This is a genomic window from Streptomyces sp. NPDC005435, from assembly GCF_040703155.1.
Taxonomy (GTDB): Bacteria; Actinomycetota; Actinomycetes; order Streptomycetales; family Streptomycetaceae; genus Streptomyces.
In genome coordinates this window covers 98,400-121,693 of sequence record NZ_JBEXEQ010000023.1, presented here as the reverse complement: position 1 = coordinate 121,693, position 23,294 = coordinate 98,400, and the positions used below count along the sequence as shown (strand labels likewise).

The following is a 23,294-nucleotide window of genomic DNA, read 5'->3' as shown; positions in this document are numbered from 1 at the left end:
GGACCGACCGCTATCCTCAAGCGATCTTCGGCCGTCTCACATCCCCGGTGCTCCCTTGACCCGTACACGCAAGCTCGTCCTGTGGACGGCCCTCGTCGCCGCCCTGGCGGTCACCGGCTCCGGCATCGCCTGGGGTGCCCCGCGCGCCCAGTGGGACTACCGCCGGGCGAACCGGTCCGGGCTGCCCGCCGTGACGTACACGGGTGACCGCCACGCTCCCGCCACCCTCAGGCTCTACCTGGATCTCTACGTGCAACGCCTGCGCGCGGGCGACCCCGGCCGGCTGACGGACCTCTCCTGGCACCGCCGCTGGTTCGCCCACGACACCGAGCAGGCCGCCGCCCGCCGCACCATCGACACCTACGGCAAGGGCGCGGCGGGCCCGGTCTCGGTCCACCTCACCGCCGAGGACCCGTACGACGTCCGCGGCGGCACCCTCCACTTCCTCCGCACCGGGCAGCAGGAGGATTTCACGGTCTTCCGGCACGACGGTCTGTGGCTGTTCGTCGTGGGGGCGTCGTGAGGGCATTCCGTGGACGACGGCGCCGGGACAAGGAGACGGGCACGCGGGCGGTGGACTGGGACGAGGTGCGCGACCGGACCCTCGCCCTCTACGCGCGGCGGGGCACGGGGTCCGGCGGGCTTCCCGACGTCCTGAGCGAGACCCAGGTGCGCCAGGCCGAGGAACAGTTCGGCGTGGAGTTCCCCGAGGACTACCGCCAGTACCTGCTGCGCGTCAGCGCGGGCGGCCGGGTCCGGGAGCTGCGGCTCCACGGGGAGCGCTGGGACTGGGAGGGCGCTTCGTACGGCGAGCACGAGAAACTGCATGTCCCCTTCCCCGACCATGACATCGCGCTGGCGGCGAGCGAGGACGCCTGGGACCGCCGGCCGCAGCGGGAGGGCTACGCGTCCGACGCGGCGTACCAGGCCGACCACGACGCCTGGCAGGAGGAGGCGTACGCGACCGAGGCCGCCCGGGCCACCGGGGCCGCCGTCCTCCACGACGACGGCTGCGGCTTCTACACCCTCCTCGTCATCAGCGGGCCCATGCGCGGAACCATGTGGTTCGACGGCCGCGCCACATGCGACCGCCTGAACCCCCTGCTCACCGACGCCCACCGCGCCGCGACCTTCACGGACTGGTACCTCGACTGGCTCACCCACGAGGAACCCCTGACCACCCCCGCACGCCGCCGCGCCGCCTACGAGAACTGGCGGGCGGGCGTGGACACGCCGATCTGGTACCGGTGGTTCGCCTCGTAGAGCGCCCGGCCTGACCGCTTCCCCCGGAGCGGACGGGCTGCCCTCGGTCACCGGTCATGGACCTTTGCCGCCGGTGGCGGGCCGTTGGCTCACGGGCTGAGGGCGGACGGCAGCTCAGCCGCAGAGTGCCTTGGCAGGGCTCTCAGTGTCCTGCGCGAGGGTGGCCTGACCGTGCCGTTCTGATATTGGGCCGCCGGGCCCCGACGATCGGTGACGGTCGGACGGACTCGTTCACGGGGTCCTCCGCGGTGGGATGACGTCAGGGCCGGTCGGCATGGAGGGACGGCGGCTTCCGGGGTGGCCGGCAAGGCGACGAGCGACGGGCTCGGCGTCACCGCTTACGACCAGCGCGTCCGGCCGGTGTGCACCCTGCGAACGCCTGTATGGGCTGAAAGCCCTGGTCGTCCGCTTCCCGGTAGCGGACGACCAGGGCTCCCGAACGCCGGCGGTCACCGGTTGACCGACCGCATCCCCTCCGCGTCGTATCGCTCGCCCGAGACCTCGGGGAGTTCCGCGTCGATGCGGGACAGGTCCTCCGGGGTGAGCACGATGTCGACGGCGGCCGCGTTCTGTTCGAGGTAGGAGCGGCGCTTGGTGCCGGGGATGGGGACGATGAAGTCGCCCTGGGCGAGGACCCAGGCGAGGGCGAGCTGGGCGGGGGTGACGTTCTTCTCCTCGGCGATCTCCTTGACCTTCGCGGCGAGGCGGAGGTTGGCGGCGAGGTGTTCGTCGGTGAAGCGGGGGTTCTGGCGGCGCCAGTCGTCGGGGTCCAGCTCGTCGGGGGAGGAGAAGCGGCCGGCGAGGAAGCCGCGGCCGAGGGGGGAGTACGCGACGAAGCCGATGCCCAGCTCGCGGCAGGCCGGCAGCACCTCCGCCTCCACGTCCCGGGACCACAGCGAGTACTCGCTCTGCACGGCCGTGATCGGGTGGACGGCGTTGGCCCGGCGCAGCGTCTCCGCGCTCGCCTCGCTCAGCCCGATGTGCCCGATCGTGCCGTCGGCGACCAGCTCGGCCAGCGCGCCGACCGTCTCCTCGATGGGGACGTTCGGGTCGACCCGGTGCTGGTAGTAGAGGTCGATGTGGTCGGTGCCCAGGCGCTCCAGGGAGCCGCGTACGGAGCTGTGCACATGCTCGGCCGAGCCGTCCTGCGGGCCGACGGAGGACATGTCGCCGGGTACGGCGTCGTCCATCCGGTAGTTGAACTTCGTGGCCAGGACGTAGGCATCGCGGTTGCCCCGGATCGCCTCGCCGACCAGCGACTCGTTGGTGAGCGGCCCGTACATCTGGGCGGTGTCGAGGAAGTCGATGCCCAGTTCCCGGGCGCGGTGGATGGTGGCGATGCCCTCCTTCTCGTCGGCCGTGCCGTAGAACGCCGACATTCCCATGCAGCCGAGGCCGATACTCGAAACCGTCAGATCCCGCAGATTGCGCTGTCGCATCGTCCAGCCCTTCCGTACTCGATCATGGTCACCCGTACGGCACGAACCCCCTTCTCCATCTAGCGACGGATCCGCCCGCCCGGCATCCCGTGCGGGGACGCCGGGCGGGCGGCGGGCCGTACCGCGCCGGTGGTCACGACGCTAGGTGCTGGAGTGCGCTCCAGCGCAAGTCAGCCGTCCGGGAACACGCGTCGGCCGTCCGGGAACGCGAGCCGGCCGTCCGGAAGCGCGCGTCAGCCGTTCAGGCGCACCGGCAGCTCGAACAGGTCGTTCTGCGTGACCACCGGCTTGTTGCGCAGCTCGGCGGCCGGAACCGCGAGGTCCAGATGCGGGAAACGGGCGTACAGCGCGGGCAGCGCGACCCCCGCCTCCAGGCGGGAGAGCGCCGCGCCGGGGCACACGTGCGGGCCGTGGCCGAAGGAGATGTGCCGGTTCTTCGTCTCGCGCGTGATGTCGAAGTCCCCGGCGCTCGGGCCGTGCGCCTGCTCGTCGCGGCCGATCGCGCCGTACGACACGATGAGCGCGTCCCCGGCCGGGATGACCTTGTCGCCGACCGGCACGTCCTCGGTGGCGAAGCGGATCAGCACGTGCGAGGTCGGGGTGGACCAGCGCAGGGTCTCCTCGACGACCGCCGACCAGTCGGCCTGCCCGGACAGGACCAGGGCGCGCTGGCCGGGGTGGGCGGAGAGGTTGACCACCGCGTTGACGATCAGCGAGATGGTGGTCTCGTGACCGGCGGCCACCATCAGCTGGAGGGTGGAGACGATCTCCTCGTCGGTGAGGTGGTCGCCGTCCGCCGAGGCGCGGATCAGCGCGCTGGTGAGGTCGTCGCCCGGCTCCGCCCGCTTCGCCGCCACGGTCGCCGCCATGATCCCGGCCAGCTCGGTGAGGGTCGCGATGACCTCGGCGGGCGGGGTCTGGGTGGAGAAGAACTTCTCGAACAGGACCTTCAGGCGCGGGAGTTCGGCGGTGTCGATGCCCATGAGGTCGGCGACGACGTACATCGGCAGCGGGTAGGCGAAGGCCGCCTTCAGGTCCACCACCTCGTCATCGGCGGGCAGCGCGTCCAGCAGGCCCTGGGTGAGTTTCTCGATCCGCTCGCGCATCAGCTCCACCCGGCGCGGGGTGAGCGCCTGCGCGACCAGGGTGCGCATTCTGCGGTGGTCGGCGCCGTCCACGGTGAGCATCGAGCGGCCCGGGTTGGCCAGGCCGATCAGCGGCCAGTCGGCCGGGATCTCGCCGCGCCGCCAGGCGCTCCACACGTTGATGTCCTTCACCAGACGCGGGTCGGTGAGCAGCGCCTTGGCCTCGGCGTGGCGCGTGACCGCCCACACCGGCACACCGCCGGGCAGCTCCACGGCGGCGAGCGGACCGGCCGCGCGCAGGGCCGCGCTCTCGCCGTCCAGGTCGGTGACGAAGGGATCGAGGGCGATCGGGGACGTCGCGGTACCGGTCGTCATCGGGACATGCCTCCCAGGGCAGGGTCGGAGTACTGCGCGTCGGTCCGGGACGGCCCCCGGGCCCGGCCGGAGGAGAGTCCTGCGGCCGGGGTGACGCGAGATCAGAGGGCGGGTACGGGCGTGAACCGGACGGGCAGCTCGGTCAGCCCGCGCAGCCAGGGCGAGGGGCGACGGGTCAGGGACTCGGCGGGCACCGCCAGGTCGATGTCCGGCAGCCGGTCGAGGACCACCTCGATACCGGTGCGCGCGATCACCTCGGCGATCTCCTGCGCCGGGAACGGACAGCGGTGCTCGCCGTGCCCGAAGGAGAAGTGCGCGTTGTTGCCGCCGGTCAGCTCGGAGGCGTCGGTGCGCACCTGGGGGTCGGAGTTGGCGCCCTGGAGGCCGAGCAGCAGCAGATCGCCCGCCCGGACGCGGCGCCCGCCCAGATGGGTGTCGCGGGCCGCCCAGCGCCCGGCGACGTTCTGGGTCGGGGTGTCCTCCCAGAGGACCTCGTTCATCGCCTCGGCGACGCTGTTGCGGCCGCCGAACAGGGAGGCGGCGAACCGGGCGTCGGTCAGCATCAGCCGCAGCGAGTTGCCGATCCAGTCGGCGGTCGGCTGGTGGCCCGCCGCCATCATCACCATCAGGTCCTGGACCAGCTCCTCCTCGGTGAAGCCGCTGTCGTCCGCGAGCATCCGCGAGACCACGTCCTCGGCGGGCTCCTTGGCCCGCTCGGCCACCAACCGGGCCATGGAGGAGGCCAGATGGGCCTGGCCGGCGAGCGCCCGCTCACGGCCGTCGATCATGTCGTTGAGCGCGGTGACCAGTCCCGGCCCCTCCTCGTCCGGGAAGCCGTACAGATGCGCCAGCACCCGTACGGGCAGCAGTCCGGCGTACTGGCCCACCAGGTCCGCCTCGCCCGAGGAGCACAGGGTGTCGATCAGCTCGTCCGCGAACCGCTCGGCCTGGCCCCGCAGTTCGAAGGGGTCCACCGACTCCAGGGCGTTGCTGACCATCGCCGCGCGCTGGCGGTGCCGTTCGCCGACCGTGTAGAGGATCGAGGGCTGGCGGTGGCCGATCATGGGGAGCAGCGGCCAGTCGTCCGGCACGTTCTCCCACTGGTTCCACAGTTCGGAGTCGCGGCTGAACAGCACCGGATCGCCGGTGACTTGATGCAGCTCGCGGTAGCCGAGGACCAGCCACGCGGGCAGGTCGCCGTCGAGCAGCACCGGCACCACGGAGCCGTGGTCGCGGCGCATCTCCCGGTACAGCTGGGCGGGTTCGGTCTGGAACCGGGGACCGCCGAGGGGCACGGCGTCGGCCATCACACCACCTCCGCCGTCAACGGCCCGGCAGCAGCAGCGTATTGGCTGCGCACATGCTCCACCAGGGTGATCAGGACCTGCTTGGCCGACTCGCGGTCACGGGCGTCGCAGTCGATCAGCGGGACGTCCGGATCGAGGTCCAGGGCGGCCCGCACGTCCTCGGAGGCGTGCACCGGGCCGCCGAAGTCGTTGCAGGCCACGATGAACGGCGTGCCGTGGTGTTCCAGGCGGTCGATGGCGTACCAGGAGTCGTCGATGCGCCGGGTGTCCACCAGGACCACCGCGCCGAGGGTGCCGGAGAACAGCCGGTCCCACAGGAACCAGAACCGCTCCTGGCCCGGCGCCCCGAACAGGTACAGCACGTTGTGCGCGTCCAGCGTGATGCGGCCGAAGTCGAAGGCGACGGTCGTCGCGGACTTGCCGCGCACCTGCTCGATGTCGTCCACCGACGCGCCGGCCTGCGTCATCGTCTCCTCGGTGTTGAGGGGGCGGATCTCGCTGACCGAGCGCACCAGGGTGGTCTTGCCGACGCCGAAGCCGCCCACGACGACGATCTTCAGACCGTTGTCGGCGGAGGCACCCAACGGGGTGCGCGCGTCAGAGATTGCGGAGTCCAACGAGCACCTGCTCCAGGATGTCGGGGTCGGTGATGGCCGGCCGGTGCGGATGGCGTGCGCTGACGCGCCCCTGGTCCAGCAGGTCGCCCAGGAGCACCTTGGTGATGCCGACGGGCAGCCGCAGTTCGGCGGCGATCTCGACGACCGAGGTGGGGAACTCGGTCATCCGCAGGATCGCCACCATCTCCGACTGCATACCGGGCGTGGGCGCCGACTCGGCGACGACCAGCGTGACCAGGTCGAACGGGTTGTCGGGAGCGGGGCCCACCCGTCCGTGCGTGATCGTGTAGAGACGGTCCGGGGCGTCGTCCCTGCCGGGACGGCTCATGAGGAACGGGGCGGAGCGGTCAGGTGCTCACCGATCTGCTCCACGAGTTCGCTCATGGTGTGCCCCACGACGCCCGGGTCCGCGTCGTCGCTGGTGATCACCGCCAGATGGGCGCCCGAGCCCGCCTCGACGATGAACAGCACACCGCCGTAGAACTCGGTCATCGCCGAGCGCACGCCGCCGCTGCCGTCCCCGAACTCCACGGACGCGCCCTGCGACAGGGACTGGATGCCCGCGGCGATCGCGGCGAGCTGGTCGGCCTGGTCGACGGACAGCTCGGGCGAGCGGCACAGCTTCAGCCCGTCCCGGGACAGCACGAGCGCGTGCTTCGCGCCCGGAGTCCTCTCCAGCAGTCCTTCCAGGAGCCAGGTCAGCTTGTCGTCGGCGGTGGTCGGGCCGGTCATGAAATGGGGCCTTCCGGGTGCGTGGGGTGGTGCTCGGACGAGGAGGCGGCGGCGCTGGGTGAGGTGCCGCCGGGGGTGTCGGTACGGGGGGCCGCCGCGTCGGCGTGCCCGGCCGCGGGGGCGTCGGCCGGTGCGTCCGCCGGGTGGCCGTGGACGGGGCTGTCGCCGCCGTCGCCGTCGCCGTTGCCGGGGGAGCCGTTTGCGGTGGCGCGGGTGCGGGTACGGCGGGCGAGGCCGCCGGTGTGGTCGCTGTGGTCGTGAGCGGGGGTGCGCTCCGCGCGGGCGGGGGGCGTGGCGTCGGTCGGCGCGGGGGCGTCGGCGGAGTGCGGTGCGGAATCGGCCGGGGGTTCGCCGGAGGTGCCCTGTGGCCGGGAGCCGGGCGATCCGGCGCGGGGCCCTGCGGCCGTTGGGGCCGCGCGGTCGGCGGCCGCGGTCGCGTCGTCGCCCTGCGGGCGGGTCCCGGCCGGGGGCTCCTGCGGCGTGCCGTCGCGGCGGGAGCCGTCCGGTACGGCGCCGGGGGCGCGGTCCGCCCCGGTACCGGTGGCCGGTCCGGCAGAGCCCGACGGCTCGGCCGAGGCGTCCTTCCCCGCCCCGCCGGACGGCCGTACCGCCTTGCGGAAGCTGGTGAAGCGGGCCGCCCGGGTCTTGGCCTCGGCCGGATCGGGGGCCGGGGACGGGGTCGTGGAGTGGGAGGAACGGGAGCGTTCGGCCTCCGCCAGGGTGCGGCCCCGGCGCCGGCGCGGAAGCGTGTCCGAGTTCTCCGGCTCGGGCTCGACGGGCGCGGGCAGCGCCGCCGGAGGCACCCGCTCCGGCGGGACCGGGCTCGTCAGGATGTCCTGCGGGACCAGCACCAGCACGCCGGTGCCGCCGCGGGCCGAGGGCCGGAAGGAGACCTTGAGACCGTGCTTGTGGGACAGCCGCCCCACCACCGCGAGCCCCAGCCGGGTGCCGGTGAGGCCGCCGAGCCCGGACACGTCACCGGTGACCGCCTTCTCCGCGCGGCGCAGCTGCACGTCACCCATCACCAGGCCGCTGTCCTCCACGGACACGATGACCCCGGCCGGAACCTCCTCCACGTACACATGGACTTCGGCGGTCGGCGGTGAGAAGTTGGTCGCGTTGTCGAGGACTTCGGCCAGCGCGTGCATCACGCCCTCGGCCGCGTGCCCGGCGACGGCGGCGTCACTGGTGGAGTGCACCCGCACCCGCCGGTAGCCGCCGATGCGTCCCATCGCACCGCGCAGGATGGACTCCATCGCGATCGGCCGCGCCCAACGACGGCCCGAACGCGCCCCGGTGAGCACGGCGATGGAGTCGGCGAGCCGGCCCGCCTGGGCCGTACGGTGGTCGAGGTGGAGGAGGTCGGTGAGCACGTCCTCGTCGGTGTGCCGGTCCTCCATCGCGCGCAGGTCGGCCAGCGTGGCCGTGGCCAGCGCCTGCATCCGGGCCGCCGCGTTGGAGGTCGCGGAGACAGCCGCCGCCCGCTCGCGCCGGGCCTGCTCCAACTCCGCGCGCACGGACGCAAGTTCCCCGCGCACCTCGTCGAGCGAACCGGCCCCCTCTCGCTCCAGGCGCTGCCGCTCCTCCTTGAACTCCACGCGCTGGGCGGCGAGTTCGTTGATGAGCCGCTGCTGCTCCCGGCGCGCGTCCTCCGTCTGCCGGTCCCGCTGCTGGGTGAGCCGGGCGATGTCCCCGGCCGCGCCCTCCAGCCGGCGGCGCAGCAGGCGCCCGGTGTGGCGGGCGTAGGCGGCGGTCGCCACGGCGGCCGAGAGCAGGACCGCGGCCGGAATCCCGCACCACAGCAGCGCGTTGTGCGCCGGACCCGGCGCGACGGCCACCGCCACGGCGAGCGCGAGCGCCGAGAGGACGGCGGTCGTGGCGGTCGCGGCGGCGGGCGCGCGGAGGGAGGAACGGTCGCCTGATGGCGTGGGCGCGGTCATCGGTCCGGTGTGGTCCTCGCGGCAGGTGGCGGTTGGTGGTTGGCAGTGGGACGTCGGCGGAAGGGAAACGGAACGGGAACGGAAGGCGAACGGCACCGCAGTGCGGATCGGCTGACGGGAAAACGACTGTCTCGGTGAACCGGCGGTCACTATACGAGAGTTGATGATCAAAGTGGAAAGAAAGCAGCGGCAGTCCATGAAGTGGACGTACAAACCCGCGCGTTGGCCGTGAACCGGGCGCCCGGGGCCGTATGCGCATACGGCACGGAACGCCGGACGCCACCGGACCGCGCGAGGTTGAGACGGCCGGACCCGATTCTTGTCACGCGTCCGCCGCCGCCGAAGATCTTGACGACCGGCCTCCGGCTCGCTGAACTGTGACCGCCGTCCCGCACCCGGGCACGGCCGGGGGAGGGGGCGATGTGCGGGTCGGGGCAGCCGGGAGCGACCGGGGACCGCGTCTCATGAGGACCGGCGGCCGCACCCACGTGGTCCGCGCCGCGCTCGCACGGCTCGCCCGGGGCACCGGACGCGTGCTGCGGGGCGAGTGGCACGCCATCGTGGTCGATCCGGTGCGCAGACTCGCCCGCCGGGGGCTCGCGGGACTCCTGCTGGCGTTCGTCGCCGCCTTCGGGGTCATCTTCTTCCACGATGTCGCCCAGCATCCGGCCGGCGCCGACTGGGTGCGCCGGCTCGGCGGCGTCACCGCCGACCTGCCCCTGTGGCTGTCCCTGCTGCGCACCCCCGTCTCGCTGTACGTCCCCGCCCTCGACCTCCCGGTCTGGGCGGGCATCACCCAGCTCTTCCTGGCCTTCGCGCTCGCCGAACTCGTCCTCGGCCGCGCCCGCACCCTCTTCATCGCCTACGCCACCACCCTGGCCGGCACCCTCACCGCGCGGGCGATGATCGCGCTCGGCCCGGACGCCTGGTGGGGGCTCGGGCTGCCGCCCGAGGCGGGACAGGTCCTCGACACCGGCCCCTCGGCGGCGGTCGTCGGCCTGTTCACCTATCTGGCGGTGGTGCGCCGGGCGCCCGTGGTTTTCACTCTGACAGGCGGATCCATGGTGTGGGAGTCGATCGCCGTCCCCAACCTCGCGGGCCGCGAACACCTGATCGCCGTGGGCGCCGCCGTCGTCCTCGGCGTCCTGCACACCCACGGCACCCGCCTGCGCCGCCTCCTGCGATCCCTGGCGGTACGGCGCGTACGGCCCCCGGCGGCAAGGCGGTACACGCCCCCCGCTCCCGTGCCGCCCGCCCCCGTGGCGCCGCCCGCACCGCCTCCCGCGCCCGCACGCGCGGCCACGTCGACGCGGTCACGTCAATGTGACGGTTTTCGCACCTCGACCGGAGCGGGCGCCCCCTAGTGTTTCCGCGAGATACCGGGGCAGGGCTTGGCTGACACGATGGTGTCGTCGCCGGCAGGCTGAAGGGAATCCGAGATGTTCCGCAAGGTGCTGGTCGCCAACCGGGGTGAGATCGCGATCCGGGCGTTCCGCGCGGCCTTCGAGCTGGGCGCGCGCACGGTCGCCGTGTTCCCCTACGAGGACCGCAACTCGCTGCACCGGCTCAAGGCCGACGAGGCGTACGAGATCGGGGAGCAGGGGCACCCGGTGCGGGCCTACCTCTCCGTCGACGAGATCGTGTCGGCCGCCCGCCGGGCCGGGGCCGACGCCGTCTACCCCGGCTACGGCTTCCTCTCGGAGAACCCCGAGCTGGCCCGCGCCTGCGAGGAGGCGGGCATCACCTTCGTCGGCCCGAGCGCGGCCACCCTGGAACTCACCGGCAACAAGGCCCGCGCGGTCGCCGCCGCCCGCGCCGCCGGAGTGCCCGTCCTCGCCTCCTGCGCGCCCTCCGACGACGTGGACGAACTCGTGCGCGCCGCGGGCGAGATCGGCTTCCCCGTCTTCGTGAAGGCGGTCGCGGGCGGCGGCGGCCGGGGCATGCGCCGGGTCGAGGACCCCGCCCAGCTGCGCGAGTCCATCGAGGCCGCCTCCCGCGAGGCCGCCTCCGCCTTCGGCGACCCGACCGTCTTCCTGGAGAAGGCCGTCGTGGACCCCCGCCACATCGAGGTGCAGATCCTCGCCGACGGCGAGGGCGAGGTCATCCACCTCTACGAGCGCGACTGCTCGGTTCAGCGCCGCCACCAGAAGGTCATCGAGCTGGCCCCCGCGCCCAACCTCGATCCGGAACTGCGCGACCGCATCTGCGCCGACGCCGTGCGCTTCGCCCGCGAGATCGGCTACCGCAACGCGGGCACCGTGGAGTTCCTGCTCGACCGGGACGGCAACCACGTCTTCATCGAGATGAACCCGCGCATCCAGGTCGAGCACACGGTGACCGAGGAAGTCACCGATGTCGACCTGGTCCAGGCCCAGTTGCGCATCGCCGCCGGGGAGACGCTGGCCGGCCTCGGGCTCTCCCAGGACCGGATCACCCTGCGCGGGGCCGCACTTCAGTGCCGTATCACCACCGAGGACCCCGCCAACGGCTTCCGCCCCGACACCGGCCGCATCAGCGCGTACCGCTCGCCGGGCGGCTCCGGTATCCGGCTCGACGGCGGAACCACCCACGCGGGTACGGAGATCAGCGCCCACTTCGACTCCATGCTGGTCAAACTCACCTGCCGGGGACGGGACTTCCCGACCGCCGTGGGCCGCGCCCGGCGTGCGGTGGCCGAGTTCCGCATCCGGGGTGTGGCCACCAACATCCCGTTCCTGCAAGCGGTCCTGGACGACCCGGACTTCCGCGCCGGGCGGGTCACCACCTCGTTCATCGAGGAGCGCCCGCAGCTTCTGACGGCACGTCACTCCGCCGACCGGGGCAGCAAGCTCCTCACCTATCTGGCCGACGTCACCGTCAACAAGCCGCACGGCGAGCGTCCCGATCTGCCCGACCCGGTCACCAAGCTGCCGGAGGTCCCGGCGGGCGAACCCCCGGCCGGTTCCCGGCAGTTGCTGGTCGCTCTCGGCCCCGAGGGCTTCGCCCGGCAGCTGCGCGAGTCCCGCACCCTCGGCGTCACCGACACCACCTTCCGCGACGCCCACCAGTCGCTCCTGGCCACCCGGGTGCGTACCAAGGACCTCCTCGCCGCCGCCCCGGTCGTCGCGCACACCCTGCCGCAGCTGCTCTCCGTGGAGTGCTGGGGCGGCGCCACCTACGACGTGGCGCTGCGCTTCCTCGCCGAGGACCCCTGGGAGCGGCTGGCCGCCCTGCGCGAGGCGATTCCCAACATCTGCCTCCAGATGCTGCTGCGCGGCCGCAACACCGTCGGCTACACGCCGTACCCCACCGAGGTCACCGACGCCTTCGTGCAGGAGGCCGCCGCCACCGGCATCGACATCTTCCGCATCTTCGACGCGCTCAACGACGTCGACCAGATGCGCCCCGCCATCGAGGCCGTACGCGAGACCGGCACCGCCGTCGCCGAGGTCGCCCTCTGCTACACCGCCGACCTCGGCGACCCCGCCGAGCGGCTCTACACCCTCGACTACTACCTGCGCCTCGCCGAGCGCATCGTCGAGGCCGGGGCCCATGTCCTGGCGGTCAAGGACATGGCGGGCCTGCTGCGCGCGCCCGCCGCGACGAAGCTGGTCACCGCGCTGCGGAGCGAGTTCGGCCTCCCCGTGCATCTGCACACGCACGACACCGCCGGCGGCCAGCTCGCCACCTACCTCGCCGCGATCCAGGCCGGCGTCGACGCCGTGGACGGCGCGGTCGCCTCCATGGCCGGGACCACCTCACAGCCCTCCCTGTCGGCGCTGGTCGCCGCGACCGACCACTCCGAGCGGCCCACCGGGCTCGACCTCGCCGTCGTCGAGGAGCTGGAGCCGTACTGGGAGGGCGTGCGCAAGATCTACGCCCCCTTCGAGGCGGGCCTCGCCTCCCCGACCGGGCGCGTCTACCACCACGAGATCCCCGGCGGCCAGCTCTCCAACCTGCGCACCCAGGCCGTCGCCCTCGGCCTCGGGGACCGGTTCGAGGAGATCGAGGCGATGTACGCGGCCGCCGACCGCATCCTCGGCCGGCTGGTCAAGGTCACCCCGTCCTCCAAGGTCGTCGGCGACCTCGCCCTGCACCTGGTCGGCGCCGGAGTGTCACCGGAGGACTTCGAGGAGACCCCGGACCGCTTCGACATCCCCGACTCGGTGATCGGCTTCCTGCGCGGCGAGCTGGGCACTCCGCCCGGCGGCTGGCCCGAGCCGTTCCGCACCAAGGCGCTGCGCGGGCGCGCCGAGCCCAAGCCGGTGCCCGAGCTGTCCGCCGAGGACCGCGAGGGGCTGGCCAAGGACCGCGGGCCCACCCTCAACCGGCTGCTCTTCCCCGGGCCCACCCGCGAGTTCGAGACCCACCGCCAGTCGTACGGCGACACCGGCGTCCTGGACAGCAAGTCCTTCTTCTACGGGCTGCGCCCCGCCAAGGAGTACGCCGTCGACCTGGAGCCCGGGGTGCGGCTGCTGATCGAGCTGCAGGCGGTCGGCGAGGCCGACGAGCGCGGGATGCGCACCGTGATGTCCTCGCTCAACGGCCAGCTGCGCCCCATCCGGGTCCGCGACCGCTCGGCGTCCTCCGACGTGCCGGCGACCGAGAAGGCCGACCGTGCGAACCCGGGGCATGTGGCGGCGCCGTTCGCCGGAGTGGTGACGCTCACCGCGGCCGAGGGCGACGAGGTCGAGGCCGGGGCGACGATCGCCACCATCGAGGCGATGAAGATGGAGGCCGCCATCACCGCGCCGAAGGCCGGCCGGATCGCCCGGCTCGCCATCAACCGCATCCAGCAGGTGGAGGGCGGCGACCTGCTGGCCGAGATCGTCTGACCCCGGCCGGTCGCCGCCCTCCTGCCGCGGGCTCCGGGAGCCCTGTCACCGCTCCCGGAGCCTGAGCCGCCCTCAGTCCCAGAGCGGGTACGTCATGACCTGCTTGAACCCGTCGGGACGGGCGTCCTTGTAGATCAGGGTCATCCTGGTGAAGTGCTGCACCCCCGGCTCCTTCTTCCACTCGGCCGGGCGGTCGAGTTGCACGGTCACCGGGTAGCCCCTGAAGGTGCCGCGGGCGCAGTACGGGTCACAGTTGTTGACCCAGTTCACGCCCTCGGCGACCGCCTTGCCGTCGTTCCACTTCGTCCAGTTCAGCCCCAGCAGACGGCTGTTCCCGTCGCCGCAGGCCAGCATGAAGTCCGCCGGACGCACATCGCGCTGCCACTGGCAGTCGACCAGGACGGGCCGGGAGGCGTCCGTGTGCGCGGCGGAATCGTCCGGGGGGCTGGCCGAGGCCGTGGTCATGGCCGCCGTGAGCAGCGCCCCCGCCGCCAGGGTGACCGCCGTTCCCATCAGTGTTCCGCGCATGGTCGCTCCCACCTGTAGTGCCGTGTCCGACCGTGTGCGCACCGACGCTACGACCCTTCGCTCAAATGCACCAGTTGCGCAGGTCACACCGTATGTCCGGGTGTGAGGCGGGTCACGGGACGCCTTCCCGGAGGGTCTGTGGATCAGCTGTGCGAGGCCCTCGGATCAGCTGTGGGACACGGTCAGGCCGTAGAAACCGACCTTCGCGCCGTTGGTCGTACTGTCCGAGGAGGACTGGTTGTAGGACCCGGCCTTGAAGTACTGCCGGTACGGGGAGAAGGCGGACGGGATGCCGTAGCGGGTGACGGTGCCGTTCACGGTCAGCTCGATCGTGTTCCCGCCGGTCACGGCGATGGTGTAGGTCCAGGTCTTGCCGAGGGACACATGGCCGACCGGGTGGAGGGTCTGGCCGCCGGAGGGGGAGTCCTCGGTGCCGAGCACGATGTCGCCGTTCGCGCGGTAGTACAGCTCGACCAGCGGCTTGGTGGAGGAGCCGCCCGAGCCGAGGTGGATCTGGCCGACGCACACGTTCTCGGTCACCGAGACCACGCGCAGGGTCGCGCTCAGCCGGTGCGAGCCGGAGAGTTTCCAGTCGGCGGCGCCGCCGTCACGGTTCATCTCGCGCAGCTCCGAGCGCGCGTAGTGGGAGTTGGGCGTGGTGACGCCCTTCTCGGGCGCCCAGAAGGTCATCGCGCCGTCGCGGGTGTCGGTGAAGAAGTACGCGTCCTGGTAGCCGTTCGCGCCGCGCAGCCGGGACGAGGGGATCGTGGTGGGGGAGCCGGGGGAGCCGACCGGCTCCTGGAGCTGCCAGACGGACAGGTCGAAGTTGCCGCCGGGCGCGACGTGCGGGTCGGCCGCCTGCGCGCTGCCGCCGCACACGCCGAGCGTGAGGGTGAGGCCGGCCACGGTCAGCGCGGCGAGGATTCTGGGACGGGTCATGTGGGGGGTCCTCCCGTCGGACCGGAAACGCCCGGAGTTCATGGATATGAACTCCGGGCGCATCCATGGACGTTGACGACCCGGAACGTAAAGGTTCGGACCATCGCCGTCAAGAGGTCAGCCGGGCGTCAGCAGGAGCCTTCGTCCTGCCAGGGACCCCAGTCGGAGCCGTTCGGTGCCTCGTTCTGGGTCCACCACTTGGCCTTCCAGTTGTGCCCGTTGTACGAGGCCTCGTCCCCGCTGACGTACACGGCCGACGAACTCCAGGCGGTCTTGCAGGAGTTGCCCGGGTTCGGCGGAGTGGGCGTCGGGGTGGGGGTCGGGGGCGTCGTGTTGCCGGGCGGGGTGGCCCCCGCGAACTTCACCGAGAACCTGGCGAATTCCCAGGCGCTCTGGGCCACACTGGAGCAGGACCCGGAGGTGTGGCCGCCGTTGTCGGCGGGGGAGCACTGGCGGTCCCGGTTCAGCGACCAGAACGTGAAGCGGTCCATATGGTGGCTGGTCGCGAAGTCCAGCACCGTCTGGAAGTCCGCCTGGGAGAAGTACTCGCCGGCGTCGCTGCGGCCGTTCATCCCGGAGAAGCCCTCGTGCGCGTACGCCGTGGCCTCGTTCCACCCGAAGGTGGACTGCAGGATGCCGTTGAACTTGGTCAGCGCGTCGGTCTGGCTCGCCGCGCCGTTGAAGCCGCCGTCGAAGGGCATGATGGAGAAGTTGTTCGGGGTGAACCCCTGCGACTTCGCCTCCAGCAGCATCTGCTTGCCGAACCAGCCGGTGCCGTCCGCCGTGCCCGGGGTGGTCACGGAGACGTACAGGCCGGGGTTGTTCTGCTGGAGGATCTTGGCGGCGCCGATCTCGTTCTTGATGGCCGCGGTGTTCTCGTACTCCGGCTCCTCCAGGTCGAAGTCGATCGCGTGCAGCCCGTACTTGGTGATGACCTGCTGGTACGCGGCCGCCGTGCTCGCCGCGTCCGAACAGGTCTGGCCCAGCTTGGTGCCGCCGTAGCCGCCGATCGAGACGGAGACGTCACCTCCCTTGGACCGGATGGTGTTGATCACCGACTGGACGGCGCTGTCGGAGGAGAGCGACGAGGTGCCGCCCCAGGTCGGGGTGCAGCCACCGCCGTTGGGCGCCAGGATGAAGGCCAGCTGGAAGGCCTTGAGCCCGCTGGCGTCCATGATCGCGGCCGCGTCCGGAGGATCGTTGTCCTCCGGCATCAGGTACGGGGCCGCCGCGTACCAGCGGTTGTCGAGGGCGCTGGGTGCACCCGAGGCGCTGCCCGCGGCCAGAGCGGTGGTACCGGCCGCGGCCAGCCCTACCGCGGCGGCCGCGCCCAGACAAGCGCGAAGACGTCCCACTACGTGCCTCCATGGGGGGTGGGGGATGGGGAAGACCCCAGCCTCTTGGCGGGGCGTCGTGTTGGTCTAGTCCAATGCGCACACTTGGACTGGACCAAACGAAGTCTTTACCCGCGCGGAGGATTGACGTCCGCTCTGTGTGCGTCAGTTGGCGAACCGGCCGATCTGCGCGGAACCGTGGCGGAGTGTCGTCCGACTGAGGCACCCTTGACAGGTGCGTACTGTTTCGCGACGTTTGAACGTCGGCGCAGGGCGGGGGGACGGCAAGGGCATGAGCGGTCACAGGGGTGGGGAGCGCCACGCGGCGCACGGGACGGCGACGCCGGAAGGACGGTCGATCTGAGGTGGAGATCACCATCCACAGACCCGGCGACCTGACCTCCGCACTGCGCGGGGCCTGGCACCGGGCGATGGAGGAGTCACCCGAGTACGCCAACCCGTTCCTGGCACCCGAGTTCGCCATCGGGGTCGGCCGGTACCGCAGTGGAGTGCGGGTCGCGGTCCTGCGGGAGGGCGGCGAGCCGGTCGGCTTCCTGCCCTATGAACGGGGGCCGTTGGGGACCGGCCGGGCCATCGGCCTCGGACTCTCCGACTGCCAGGCCCTGGTGCACCGGCCCGGAGTCACCTGGGACACCGGCCAGTTGCTGCGCGCCTGCGGGCTCAGCCTCTTCGAGTTCGACCATCTGGTGCAGGAGCAGCGGCCGTTCGCGCCGTACGTCACCGGCACCTTCGCCTCGCCGGTGATCGACGTGAAGCCCGGCGACGGCACCTACGCCGAGTGGCTGCGCGCGACCTACCCGGGGCTCGCCAAGACCACGCTGAAGAAGGAGCGCAGGCTCGGCCGGGACATCGGCGAGGTCCGCTTCGTCTTCGACGAGCGCGACCCGAAGGCGCTGCGCACGCTGATGCGGTGGAAGTCCGCGCAGTACCGCCGCACGGGCCGCATGGACCGCTTCTCCCGGCCGTGGATCGTGGATCTGACGGACCATCTCTTTCACGTTCGTGCCGAGCATTTCACCGGCGTTCTGTCGGTGCTCTACGCGGGCGACCGCCCGGTGGCCGCCCACTTCGGGCCACGCTCCAGCACCGTCCTGGCCGCCTGGTTCACCGCCTACGACCCCGAACTGCACTACTACTCCCCGGGGTTGATGATGCATCTGCGCACCGCCGAGGGGGCCGCGCGCGGCGGGGTGACGCTGGTGGACCTCGGGCGTGGCGACAAGGAGTACAAGGACTGGCTCAAGACCCGCGAACTCAGGGTCGGCGAGGGCTTCGCCGCCCGGCCGCATCCGGTCGCGCTCGCCCAGCGCATGTGGCGCCGCCCGGTGCGCGGTCTGCGCAACACGGTGCTGGCCCATCCCCGGCTGCGCGAACCGGCGGACCGGCTGCTCAGGACGGTCGGCGAACTGCGCACGCAGGGGCGGCCGCGCAGCTGAACCGGCATAAGGATCAAGGGAGTCGACGGCCGGCCGGACCACACCACGTGGTCCGGCCGGTCTCGTCGTGCGGCCGTGTCGCCGCCGTCATGGTGTGAACGGCCCGTGGGTGTGAACGCCCCTGCTGCGTAAAGGATGTGAGTCCCGAAGGCTTGCCGCGTCTTTGGTTCATCTCTTAAATCAAAACATGAACTAAGTGGGGAGGCCGGTATTCCGGTCCCCGAGCCGCAGGAGCCGCCACATGAGACTGAGATCCCTGGGAGCAGTGTTCGCCGTCACGGCGGCGCTGCTCGCCCTGCCCACCGCCCATCCCTCGGCCCGCGCGGCCGAAACCCCCTTGTCCCAGGGCCGGACGACCACCGCCTCCTCCGAGGAGAACGCCGGGACCCCCGCCGCCGCTGCCGTGGACGGCGACACCGGCACCCGCTGGTCCTCCGCCGCCACCGACGACCAGTGGCTGCGCGTCGACCTCGGCGCGAGCGCGAGCGTCACCAGTGTGGTCCTCAACTGGGAGGCCGCGTACGGCAAGGACTACAAGCTCCAGATCTCCGACAACGGCACCAGCTGGACCGACCTCAAGTCCGTCACCGGCTCCGACGGGGGCACCGACACCGTCGCCGTCTCCGGACAGGGCCGCTACGTCCGCATGCTCGGCGTCCACCGGGCCACCCCATGGGGCTACTCCCTCTGGGAGTTCCAGGTCTTCGGCAGCTCCGGCGGCGGCCAGGCCGGCTGCGACACCGCCAACGCCGCGCAGGGCAGGCCCGCCACCACCTCCTCCACCGAGAGCGCGGACTTCCCCGCCTCCGCCGCCGTCGACGGCAACAACGCCACCCGCTGGTCCAGCCAGGCGTCCGACCCGCAGTGGCTCCAGGTCGATCTGGGCTCGGTCAAGAGCCTGTGCGGGGTGGACCTGCGCTGGGAGGCCGCCTACGGCAAGGACTTCCGCATCGAGTCCTCCACCGACGGCCAGAACTGGAGCACCCTGAAGTCCGTCACCGGCGCGAGCGGCGGCAACGCCTCCTACGCCGTCAGCGGCTCGGGGCGCTACGTCCGCGTCTACGGCACCGCGCGCGGCACCGTCTACGGCTACTCGCTCTGGGAGTTCGCCGTCCACACCGGCACCACCGGCACCCCGCCGGTCCAGGGCGGCGGCGACCTCGGGCCCAACGTGATCGTCGTCGACCCCTCCACGCCGAACCTCCAGCAGAAGTTCGACGACGTCTTCTCCCGCCAGGAGTCGAACCAGTTCGGGTCCGGCCGCTACCAGTTCCTGCTCAAGCCCGGCACCTACAACAACATCAACGCCCAACTCGGCTTCTACACCTCCATCTCCGGCCTCGGCCTGAACCCCGACGACACCCAGATCAACGGCGACATCACCGTGGACGCGGGCTGGTTCAACGGCAACGCCACGCAGAACTTCTGGCGTTCGGCGGAGAACCTCGCGATCCGCCCCGTCAGCGGCGACGACCGCTGGGCCGTCGCACAGGCCGCGCCGTTCCGCCGCATCCACGTCCAGGGCGGCCTCAACCTCGCCCCGAACGGCTACGGCTGGGCCTCCGGCGGCTACATCGCCGACTCCAAGATCGACGGCACCGTGGGCCCGTACTCCCAGCAGCAGTGGTACACCCGCGACAGCTCGGTGGGCGGCTGGACCAACGGCGTCTGGAACATGACCTTCACCGGTGTCCAGGGCGCGCCCGCGACCAACTTCGACAGCGGCCCGTACACCACGCTGGACACCACCCCGGTCTCCCGCGAGAAGCCGTTCCTCTACCTCGACGGCAGCACCTACAAGGTGTTCGTCCCCGCCAAGCGCACCAACGCGCGGGGCGTGTCCTGGCCGGCCAACGCGGGCAGCTCGATCCCGCTCGACCAGTTCTACGTCGTCAAGCCCGGCGCGAGTGCCGCGACCATCAACGCCGCGCTCGCCCAGGGGCTCAACCTCCTCTTCACCCCCGGGGTCTACCACCTCGACCAGACCATCGAGGTGAACCGCGCCAACACCGTGGTCCTCGGCCTCGGCCTCGCCACCATCGTCCCCGACAACGGCATCGACGCGATGCACGTCGCCGACGTGGACGGCGTGAAGCTCGCCGGGTTCCTCATCGACGCGGGCCAGGTCAACTCCGAGACCCTGCTGCGGATCGGCACCCCCGGCTCCACCGCCGACCACTCCGCCAACCCCACCACCATGCAGGACGTGTTCGTACGCATCGGCGGCGCGGGCCCCGGCCTCGCCACCAACTCGGTCGTGGTCAACAGCAACAACGTCATCATCGACCACACCTGGCTCTGGCGCGCCGACCACGGCAGCGGCGTCGGCTGGGACACCAACCGCGCCGACTACGGCCTGCGCGTCAACGGCAACGACGTGCTCGCCACAGGGCTGTTCGTCGAGCACTACAACAAGTACGACGTCTACTGGGCCGGTGAGCGCGGCCGCACGATCTTCTTCCAGAACGAGAAGGCGTACGACGTGCCCAACGCGGCCGCCGTCACCCACGACGGCATCGTGGGCTACGCCGCCTACAAGGTCGCCGACTCGGTCACCACGCACGAGGCCTGGGGGCTGGGGAGTTACTGCAACTTCACCTCCGACCCCTCGATCGTCCAGGCCCACGGCTTCCAGGTGCCCACCGGCTCCGGCATCAAGCTGCACGACCTGCTGGTGATCTCGCTCGGCGGCAAGGGGCAGTACGCCCACGTCGTCAACAACACCGGCGCGCCCACCTCGGGCTCGGACACCATCCCGTCCAAGGTGACCAAGTTCCCGTAAGGCCCCACGGGTCGCACCACGCCGGCCGCGTACGCCGCCCAGGGCGGCGTACGCGGCCGGCCGGTGTACCGGACCCGCCGACCGCCCCCGGTCCGGGCGCCCCCGGGAAGGCCGGACCTGTGCGACAACCGCCGTACCGTCCGGCCGACTTCACCCACCGGACGGCGCCGGACGTCGTCCCGGTCGCGGCGGTCTCCGGCCCGGGGAGCCCGGCATTCGCCCCGCTCCGGACCGCGCCCCCCGGCCCCCGAACCGCCCCGTCCCTAACGGAGTAGCTGCGCGGGCGCGCCGGGGGTGTTGCCGTTGTGATGGAAGGGTCCTGATCTCGACCAGTGAGGCACCTCATGCGTATGCGCAGCATTGCCACAACGGCCCTTCTCGCGGGCTCCCTTGCCCTCGCCGGCACCACGGCGGCCCACGCGGCGGACCCCGACCCGGTGACCGGTACCGCGGTCGGCAGCCCCGGCGTCGCCTCCGGCAACGTCATCCAGGTACCGGTCGAGATCCCGGTCAACCTGTGCGGCAACACGATCGACATCGTCGGTCTGCTGAACCCCGCGTTCGGCAACGCCTGCGTCAACTCCTGACGCCCACCGTGAGCCGGCTCCCCGACCGGGGAGCCGGCTCACGGCCGTCCGCGCTCAGGCCGGGCGGCGGAACAGCGCGGTCCACAAGAATGGCAGGCCCAGCACGTCCGCGTCCTCGTCCTGCTCGCGCATGGGCCGCAGCTCCATCTCCGTGAGGTCCTGGAAGATCCAGCGCAACGACTCCGCCGTGTAGGCCAGCCCGCCGTGCAGCCGGCCGTCCCGGTACAGCTCCGCGTCGGACACCTCCGAGCCCATGTGCCCGGCGGCGAAGCAGGTGAGCGCGAAGTGGCCGCCGGGCGCGAGGACGCGGTCCAGGAGCTGGAGATAGCTCACGCGCCGGTGCGGCGGCAGATGGTGGAAACAGCCGGAGTCGTAGACCAGCCCGTACGGGCCGCCGAGCGTCCCCCGGGTGAGCTCGAAGGCGTCGCCCTGGTGGAAACGCACCTTCGCGCCCGCCTCCCGGGCCCGCTCCTCGCCCCACGCGACGGCCGTGGGGGAGAGGTCGACGGCGTCCACCTCGAAACCGCGCGCCGCCAGGTGCAGCGCGTTGCGGCCCGGTCCGCAGCCCAGGTCCAGGGCGCGGCACGGCTCGATCAGACCGTCGTCCAGGTGGGAGACCAGGTTCTCGTCGGGCTTGGCGGGGAAGAACGGCACCGGCCGGGACCGGTCGCCGTAGAACGAGTCCCACCACGAGGCCGCGCCGTCCGTCCAGCGGTCGGCGTCCGGCGCGAACAGGCCGTCGAGCAGCCGTAGTACGTCCTCCGTCGTGCGTATGTTCCGGTCCATCCGGTCCCCGCCCCTCCTCGGCCGGGCGGCGTCCGAGGCGCGCCGCCCGGCGGAACGTTAACGGGACCGGTGATCCCCCGCCAGTGGGTATTCCGCCGCTGGTCAGGCCCCTGGTGCGACCGGTGCGGGGTCGTGCGGGGCGGGGCGGGAGGCGGGGCGGTGACCGCGCAGGATCAGGCGGCGGGCGGGGCGTTCCACCGCTTCGTACAGGAGCCAGGACAGGCCCAGGGACAGGGCGAAGACGACCGCGGTGACACCCAGCCCGGCCAGGAGGCCGAAGCGGGGTTTGTCGCCGAGCACGGTGATGCCCGCGCGCAGCACCAGCAGATGGATCATGTAGAACGCGAAGGACAGCTCCCCGAGCCGCACCAGCCGGCGCCGCCGCCACAGCGAGGGCAGGCCCCGCAGGTCCGCCAGGGCCGCCGCCGGGATCAGGGTGACGAAGCCGGCCAGGGTGCAGGCGGTCCCCGTGTAGCCGCCCCGGATCTGCGGGACCAGGAAGTAGCCGAGCAGCGCCAGCGCCAGCGACGCCTCCAGCCCGGGACCGCGCCAGCGCCCGAGCAGCACCAGCCGCGCGGTCACCGCGCCGAGCACGAACTCGGGCAGCCGGGCCGGCGGCAGCGAGTACAGCGGCTGGTGCAGCCAGTGGTGCGAGTCGGCGCGCGCCAGCACCAGCACCGCCAGCACCGCGAGCGCGCCCAGCACCACCGCGCCGCGCGCGCTGAGCCTGCGCAGCACGAGGAACAGCGCGGGGAAGGCGGCGTAGAAGAACGCCTCGCAGGCCAGCGACCAGCTGACCGGGTTCAGCGTCTGCCACCAGGGCTGCCACCACGAATGCACCAGCAGGACGTTGGCCGCCGCCTGCCGGACACGCGGCCGGGGCAGCCCGCTCAGCGTGTACGCCATCACGAACGCGATGACGAGCGTGACCAGGTGCACCGGGTAGACGCGGGCGATGCGCCGCCGCCAGAAGCCGAGCGCCCGGTCGCCGGGGCGGGCGGACCACATGAGGACGAAGCCGGAGAGCACGAAGAAGAACGACACCCCGGTGGCCCCGGGCCCGAACGCCCAGGCCACCAGGCGGCCCGGCTGTCCGCCGAAGTAGCCGAAGTTGTTCACGTGCAGTCCGAAGACCAGCACGGCCGCCATCCACCGCAGGCCGGTGAGGGAGGGCAGGGAGGGTCTGGGGGCGGCCGAGGGGGAGGCGGGGGCCGGGGCCGCGCCGGTCCGGTCGGGCGGCGTCCGGGTCGTCCGGGGCGTCGCCGTGCTCATCCGATCACCTGCCGCTGGAGGTTCGCGTGGGGCATGA

General features: G+C 72.1%; 19 protein-coding genes. 7 read left to right on the top strand and 12 right to left on the bottom strand.

Annotated features, from left to right (window positions below):
- Positions 1–55: 55 nt before the first annotated feature.
- Both AB0898_RS26515 and AB0898_RS26510 read left to right on the top strand, forming a co-directional pair.
- Positions 56–523 (top strand): hypothetical protein, encoded by a 468-nt coding sequence (locus AB0898_RS26515; RefSeq protein ID WP_366805503.1) that lies wholly within the window; start codon positions 56–58, stop codon positions 521–523.
- The gene (locus AB0898_RS26510; protein WP_366805502.1) at positions 520–1,263 is read left to right on the top strand and encodes an SMI1/KNR4 family protein; all 744 of its coding nucleotides are present in this window, start codon (positions 520–522) and stop codon (positions 1,261–1,263) included. The genes AB0898_RS26515 and AB0898_RS26510 overlap by 4 nt, the downstream gene beginning before the upstream one ends.
- A gap of 449 nt (positions 1,264–1,712) precedes the next feature.
- Here the strand turns inward: AB0898_RS26510 and AB0898_RS26505 are convergent, their stop codons facing one another.
- The 7 genes from AB0898_RS26505 to AB0898_RS26475 all read right to left on the bottom strand — a co-directional run bounded on the left by AB0898_RS26505 (position 1,713) and on the right by AB0898_RS26475 (position 8,758).
- Positions 1,713–2,702, bottom strand: coding sequence for an aldo/keto reductase (locus tag AB0898_RS26505; protein ID WP_366805501.1), 990 nt, complete (start codon positions 2,700–2,702; stop codon positions 1,713–1,715).
- 233 nt (positions 2,703–2,935) lie between these two features.
- Entirely contained in the window at positions 2,936–4,162 is a 1,227-nt protein-coding gene (locus AB0898_RS26500; protein ID WP_366805500.1) for a cytochrome P450, read from the bottom strand.
- 101 nt (positions 4,163–4,263) lie between these two features.
- Positions 4,264–5,469 carry a cytochrome P450 gene (locus tag AB0898_RS26495; RefSeq protein ID WP_366805499.1) on the bottom strand — a complete coding sequence of 402 codons (1,206 nt, stop codon included), beginning with the start codon at positions 5,467–5,469 and terminating at the stop codon, positions 4,264–4,266.
- Positions 5,469–6,086 (bottom strand): GTP-binding protein, encoded by a 618-nt coding sequence (locus AB0898_RS26490; protein ID WP_407078411.1) that lies wholly within the window; start codon positions 6,084–6,086, stop codon positions 5,469–5,471. The genes AB0898_RS26495 and AB0898_RS26490 overlap by 1 nt, the downstream gene beginning before the upstream one ends.
- On the bottom strand, positions 6,067–6,414 hold the full coding sequence (locus tag AB0898_RS26485; RefSeq protein WP_366805498.1) for a DUF742 domain-containing protein: 348 nt from the start codon (positions 6,412–6,414) through the stop codon (positions 6,067–6,069). Before AB0898_RS26485 ends, AB0898_RS26490 begins: the two co-directional genes overlap by 20 nt.
- On the bottom strand, positions 6,411–6,818 hold the full coding sequence (locus AB0898_RS26480; protein ID WP_018548706.1) for a roadblock/LC7 domain-containing protein: 408 nt from the start codon (positions 6,816–6,818) through the stop codon (positions 6,411–6,413). Before AB0898_RS26480 ends, AB0898_RS26485 begins: the two co-directional genes overlap by 4 nt.
- Positions 6,815–8,758: an ATP-binding protein gene (locus AB0898_RS26475; RefSeq protein ID WP_366805497.1), complete on the bottom strand. Its 1,944-nt coding sequence runs from the start codon at positions 8,756–8,758 to the stop codon at positions 6,815–6,817. The genes AB0898_RS26480 and AB0898_RS26475 overlap by 4 nt, the downstream gene beginning before the upstream one ends.
- A gap of 464 nt (positions 8,759–9,222) precedes the next feature.
- Here AB0898_RS26475 and AB0898_RS26470 point away from each other — a divergent pair, with 464 nt between their 5' ends.
- Positions 9,223–10,122: a hypothetical protein gene (locus AB0898_RS26470; RefSeq protein ID WP_366805496.1), complete on the top strand. Its 900-nt coding sequence runs from the start codon at positions 9,223–9,225 to the stop codon at positions 10,120–10,122.
- A 75-nt stretch (positions 10,123–10,197) separates the two neighbouring features.
- Positions 10,198–13,572, top strand: a complete 3,375-nt coding sequence (locus tag AB0898_RS26465) for a pyruvate carboxylase (RefSeq protein WP_366805495.1) — start codon at positions 10,198–10,200, stop codon at positions 13,570–13,572.
- Between the two features lie 72 nt (positions 13,573–13,644).
- On the opposite strand, the gene AB0898_RS26460 is transcribed toward AB0898_RS26465, so the two are convergent.
- The 3 genes from AB0898_RS26460 to AB0898_RS26450 form a co-directional block, all read right to left on the bottom strand.
- The gene (locus AB0898_RS26460; RefSeq protein WP_366805494.1) at positions 13,645–14,100 is read right to left on the bottom strand and encodes a hypothetical protein; all 456 of its coding nucleotides are present in this window, start codon (positions 14,098–14,100) and stop codon (positions 13,645–13,647) included.
- Between the two features lie 165 nt (positions 14,101–14,265).
- Positions 14,266–15,039, bottom strand: a complete 774-nt coding sequence (locus AB0898_RS26455; protein ID WP_366805493.1) for a polysaccharide lyase family 7 protein — start codon at positions 15,037–15,039, stop codon at positions 14,266–14,268.
- Positions 15,040–15,167: 128 nt separating this feature from the next.
- Positions 15,168–16,394: a chitinase gene (locus AB0898_RS26450; protein ID WP_366805492.1), complete on the bottom strand. Its 1,227-nt coding sequence runs from the start codon at positions 16,392–16,394 to the stop codon at positions 15,168–15,170.
- A 344-nt stretch (positions 16,395–16,738) separates the two neighbouring features.
- Here AB0898_RS26450 and AB0898_RS26445 point away from each other — a divergent pair, with 344 nt between their 5' ends.
- The 3 genes from AB0898_RS26445 to AB0898_RS26435 all read left to right on the top strand — a co-directional run bounded on the left by AB0898_RS26445 (position 16,739) and on the right by AB0898_RS26435 (position 21,199).
- Complete coding sequence (locus AB0898_RS26445) at positions 16,739–17,830, top strand: GNAT family N-acetyltransferase (protein ID WP_366805491.1); 1,092 nt, start codon at positions 16,739–16,741, stop codon at positions 17,828–17,830.
- A gap of 241 nt (positions 17,831–18,071) precedes the next feature.
- The gene (locus AB0898_RS26440; protein WP_366805490.1) at positions 18,072–20,612 is read left to right on the top strand and encodes a discoidin domain-containing protein; all 2,541 of its coding nucleotides are present in this window, start codon (positions 18,072–18,074) and stop codon (positions 20,610–20,612) included.
- A gap of 350 nt (positions 20,613–20,962) precedes the next feature.
- Positions 20,963–21,199, top strand: coding sequence for a chaplin (locus tag AB0898_RS26435; RefSeq protein ID WP_356094491.1), 237 nt, complete (start codon positions 20,963–20,965; stop codon positions 21,197–21,199).
- Positions 21,200–21,253: 54 nt separating this feature from the next.
- Here the strand turns inward: AB0898_RS26435 and AB0898_RS26430 are convergent, their stop codons facing one another.
- Positions 21,254–21,985: a class I SAM-dependent methyltransferase gene (locus AB0898_RS26430; RefSeq protein ID WP_366805489.1), complete on the bottom strand. Its 732-nt coding sequence runs from the start codon at positions 21,983–21,985 to the stop codon at positions 21,254–21,256.
- Positions 21,986–22,087: 102 nt separating this feature from the next.
- The gene (locus AB0898_RS26425) at positions 22,088–23,257 is read right to left on the bottom strand and encodes an acyltransferase (RefSeq protein ID WP_366805488.1); all 1,170 of its coding nucleotides are present in this window, start codon (positions 23,255–23,257) and stop codon (positions 22,088–22,090) included.
- Positions 23,258–23,294: the final 37 nt, after the last annotated feature.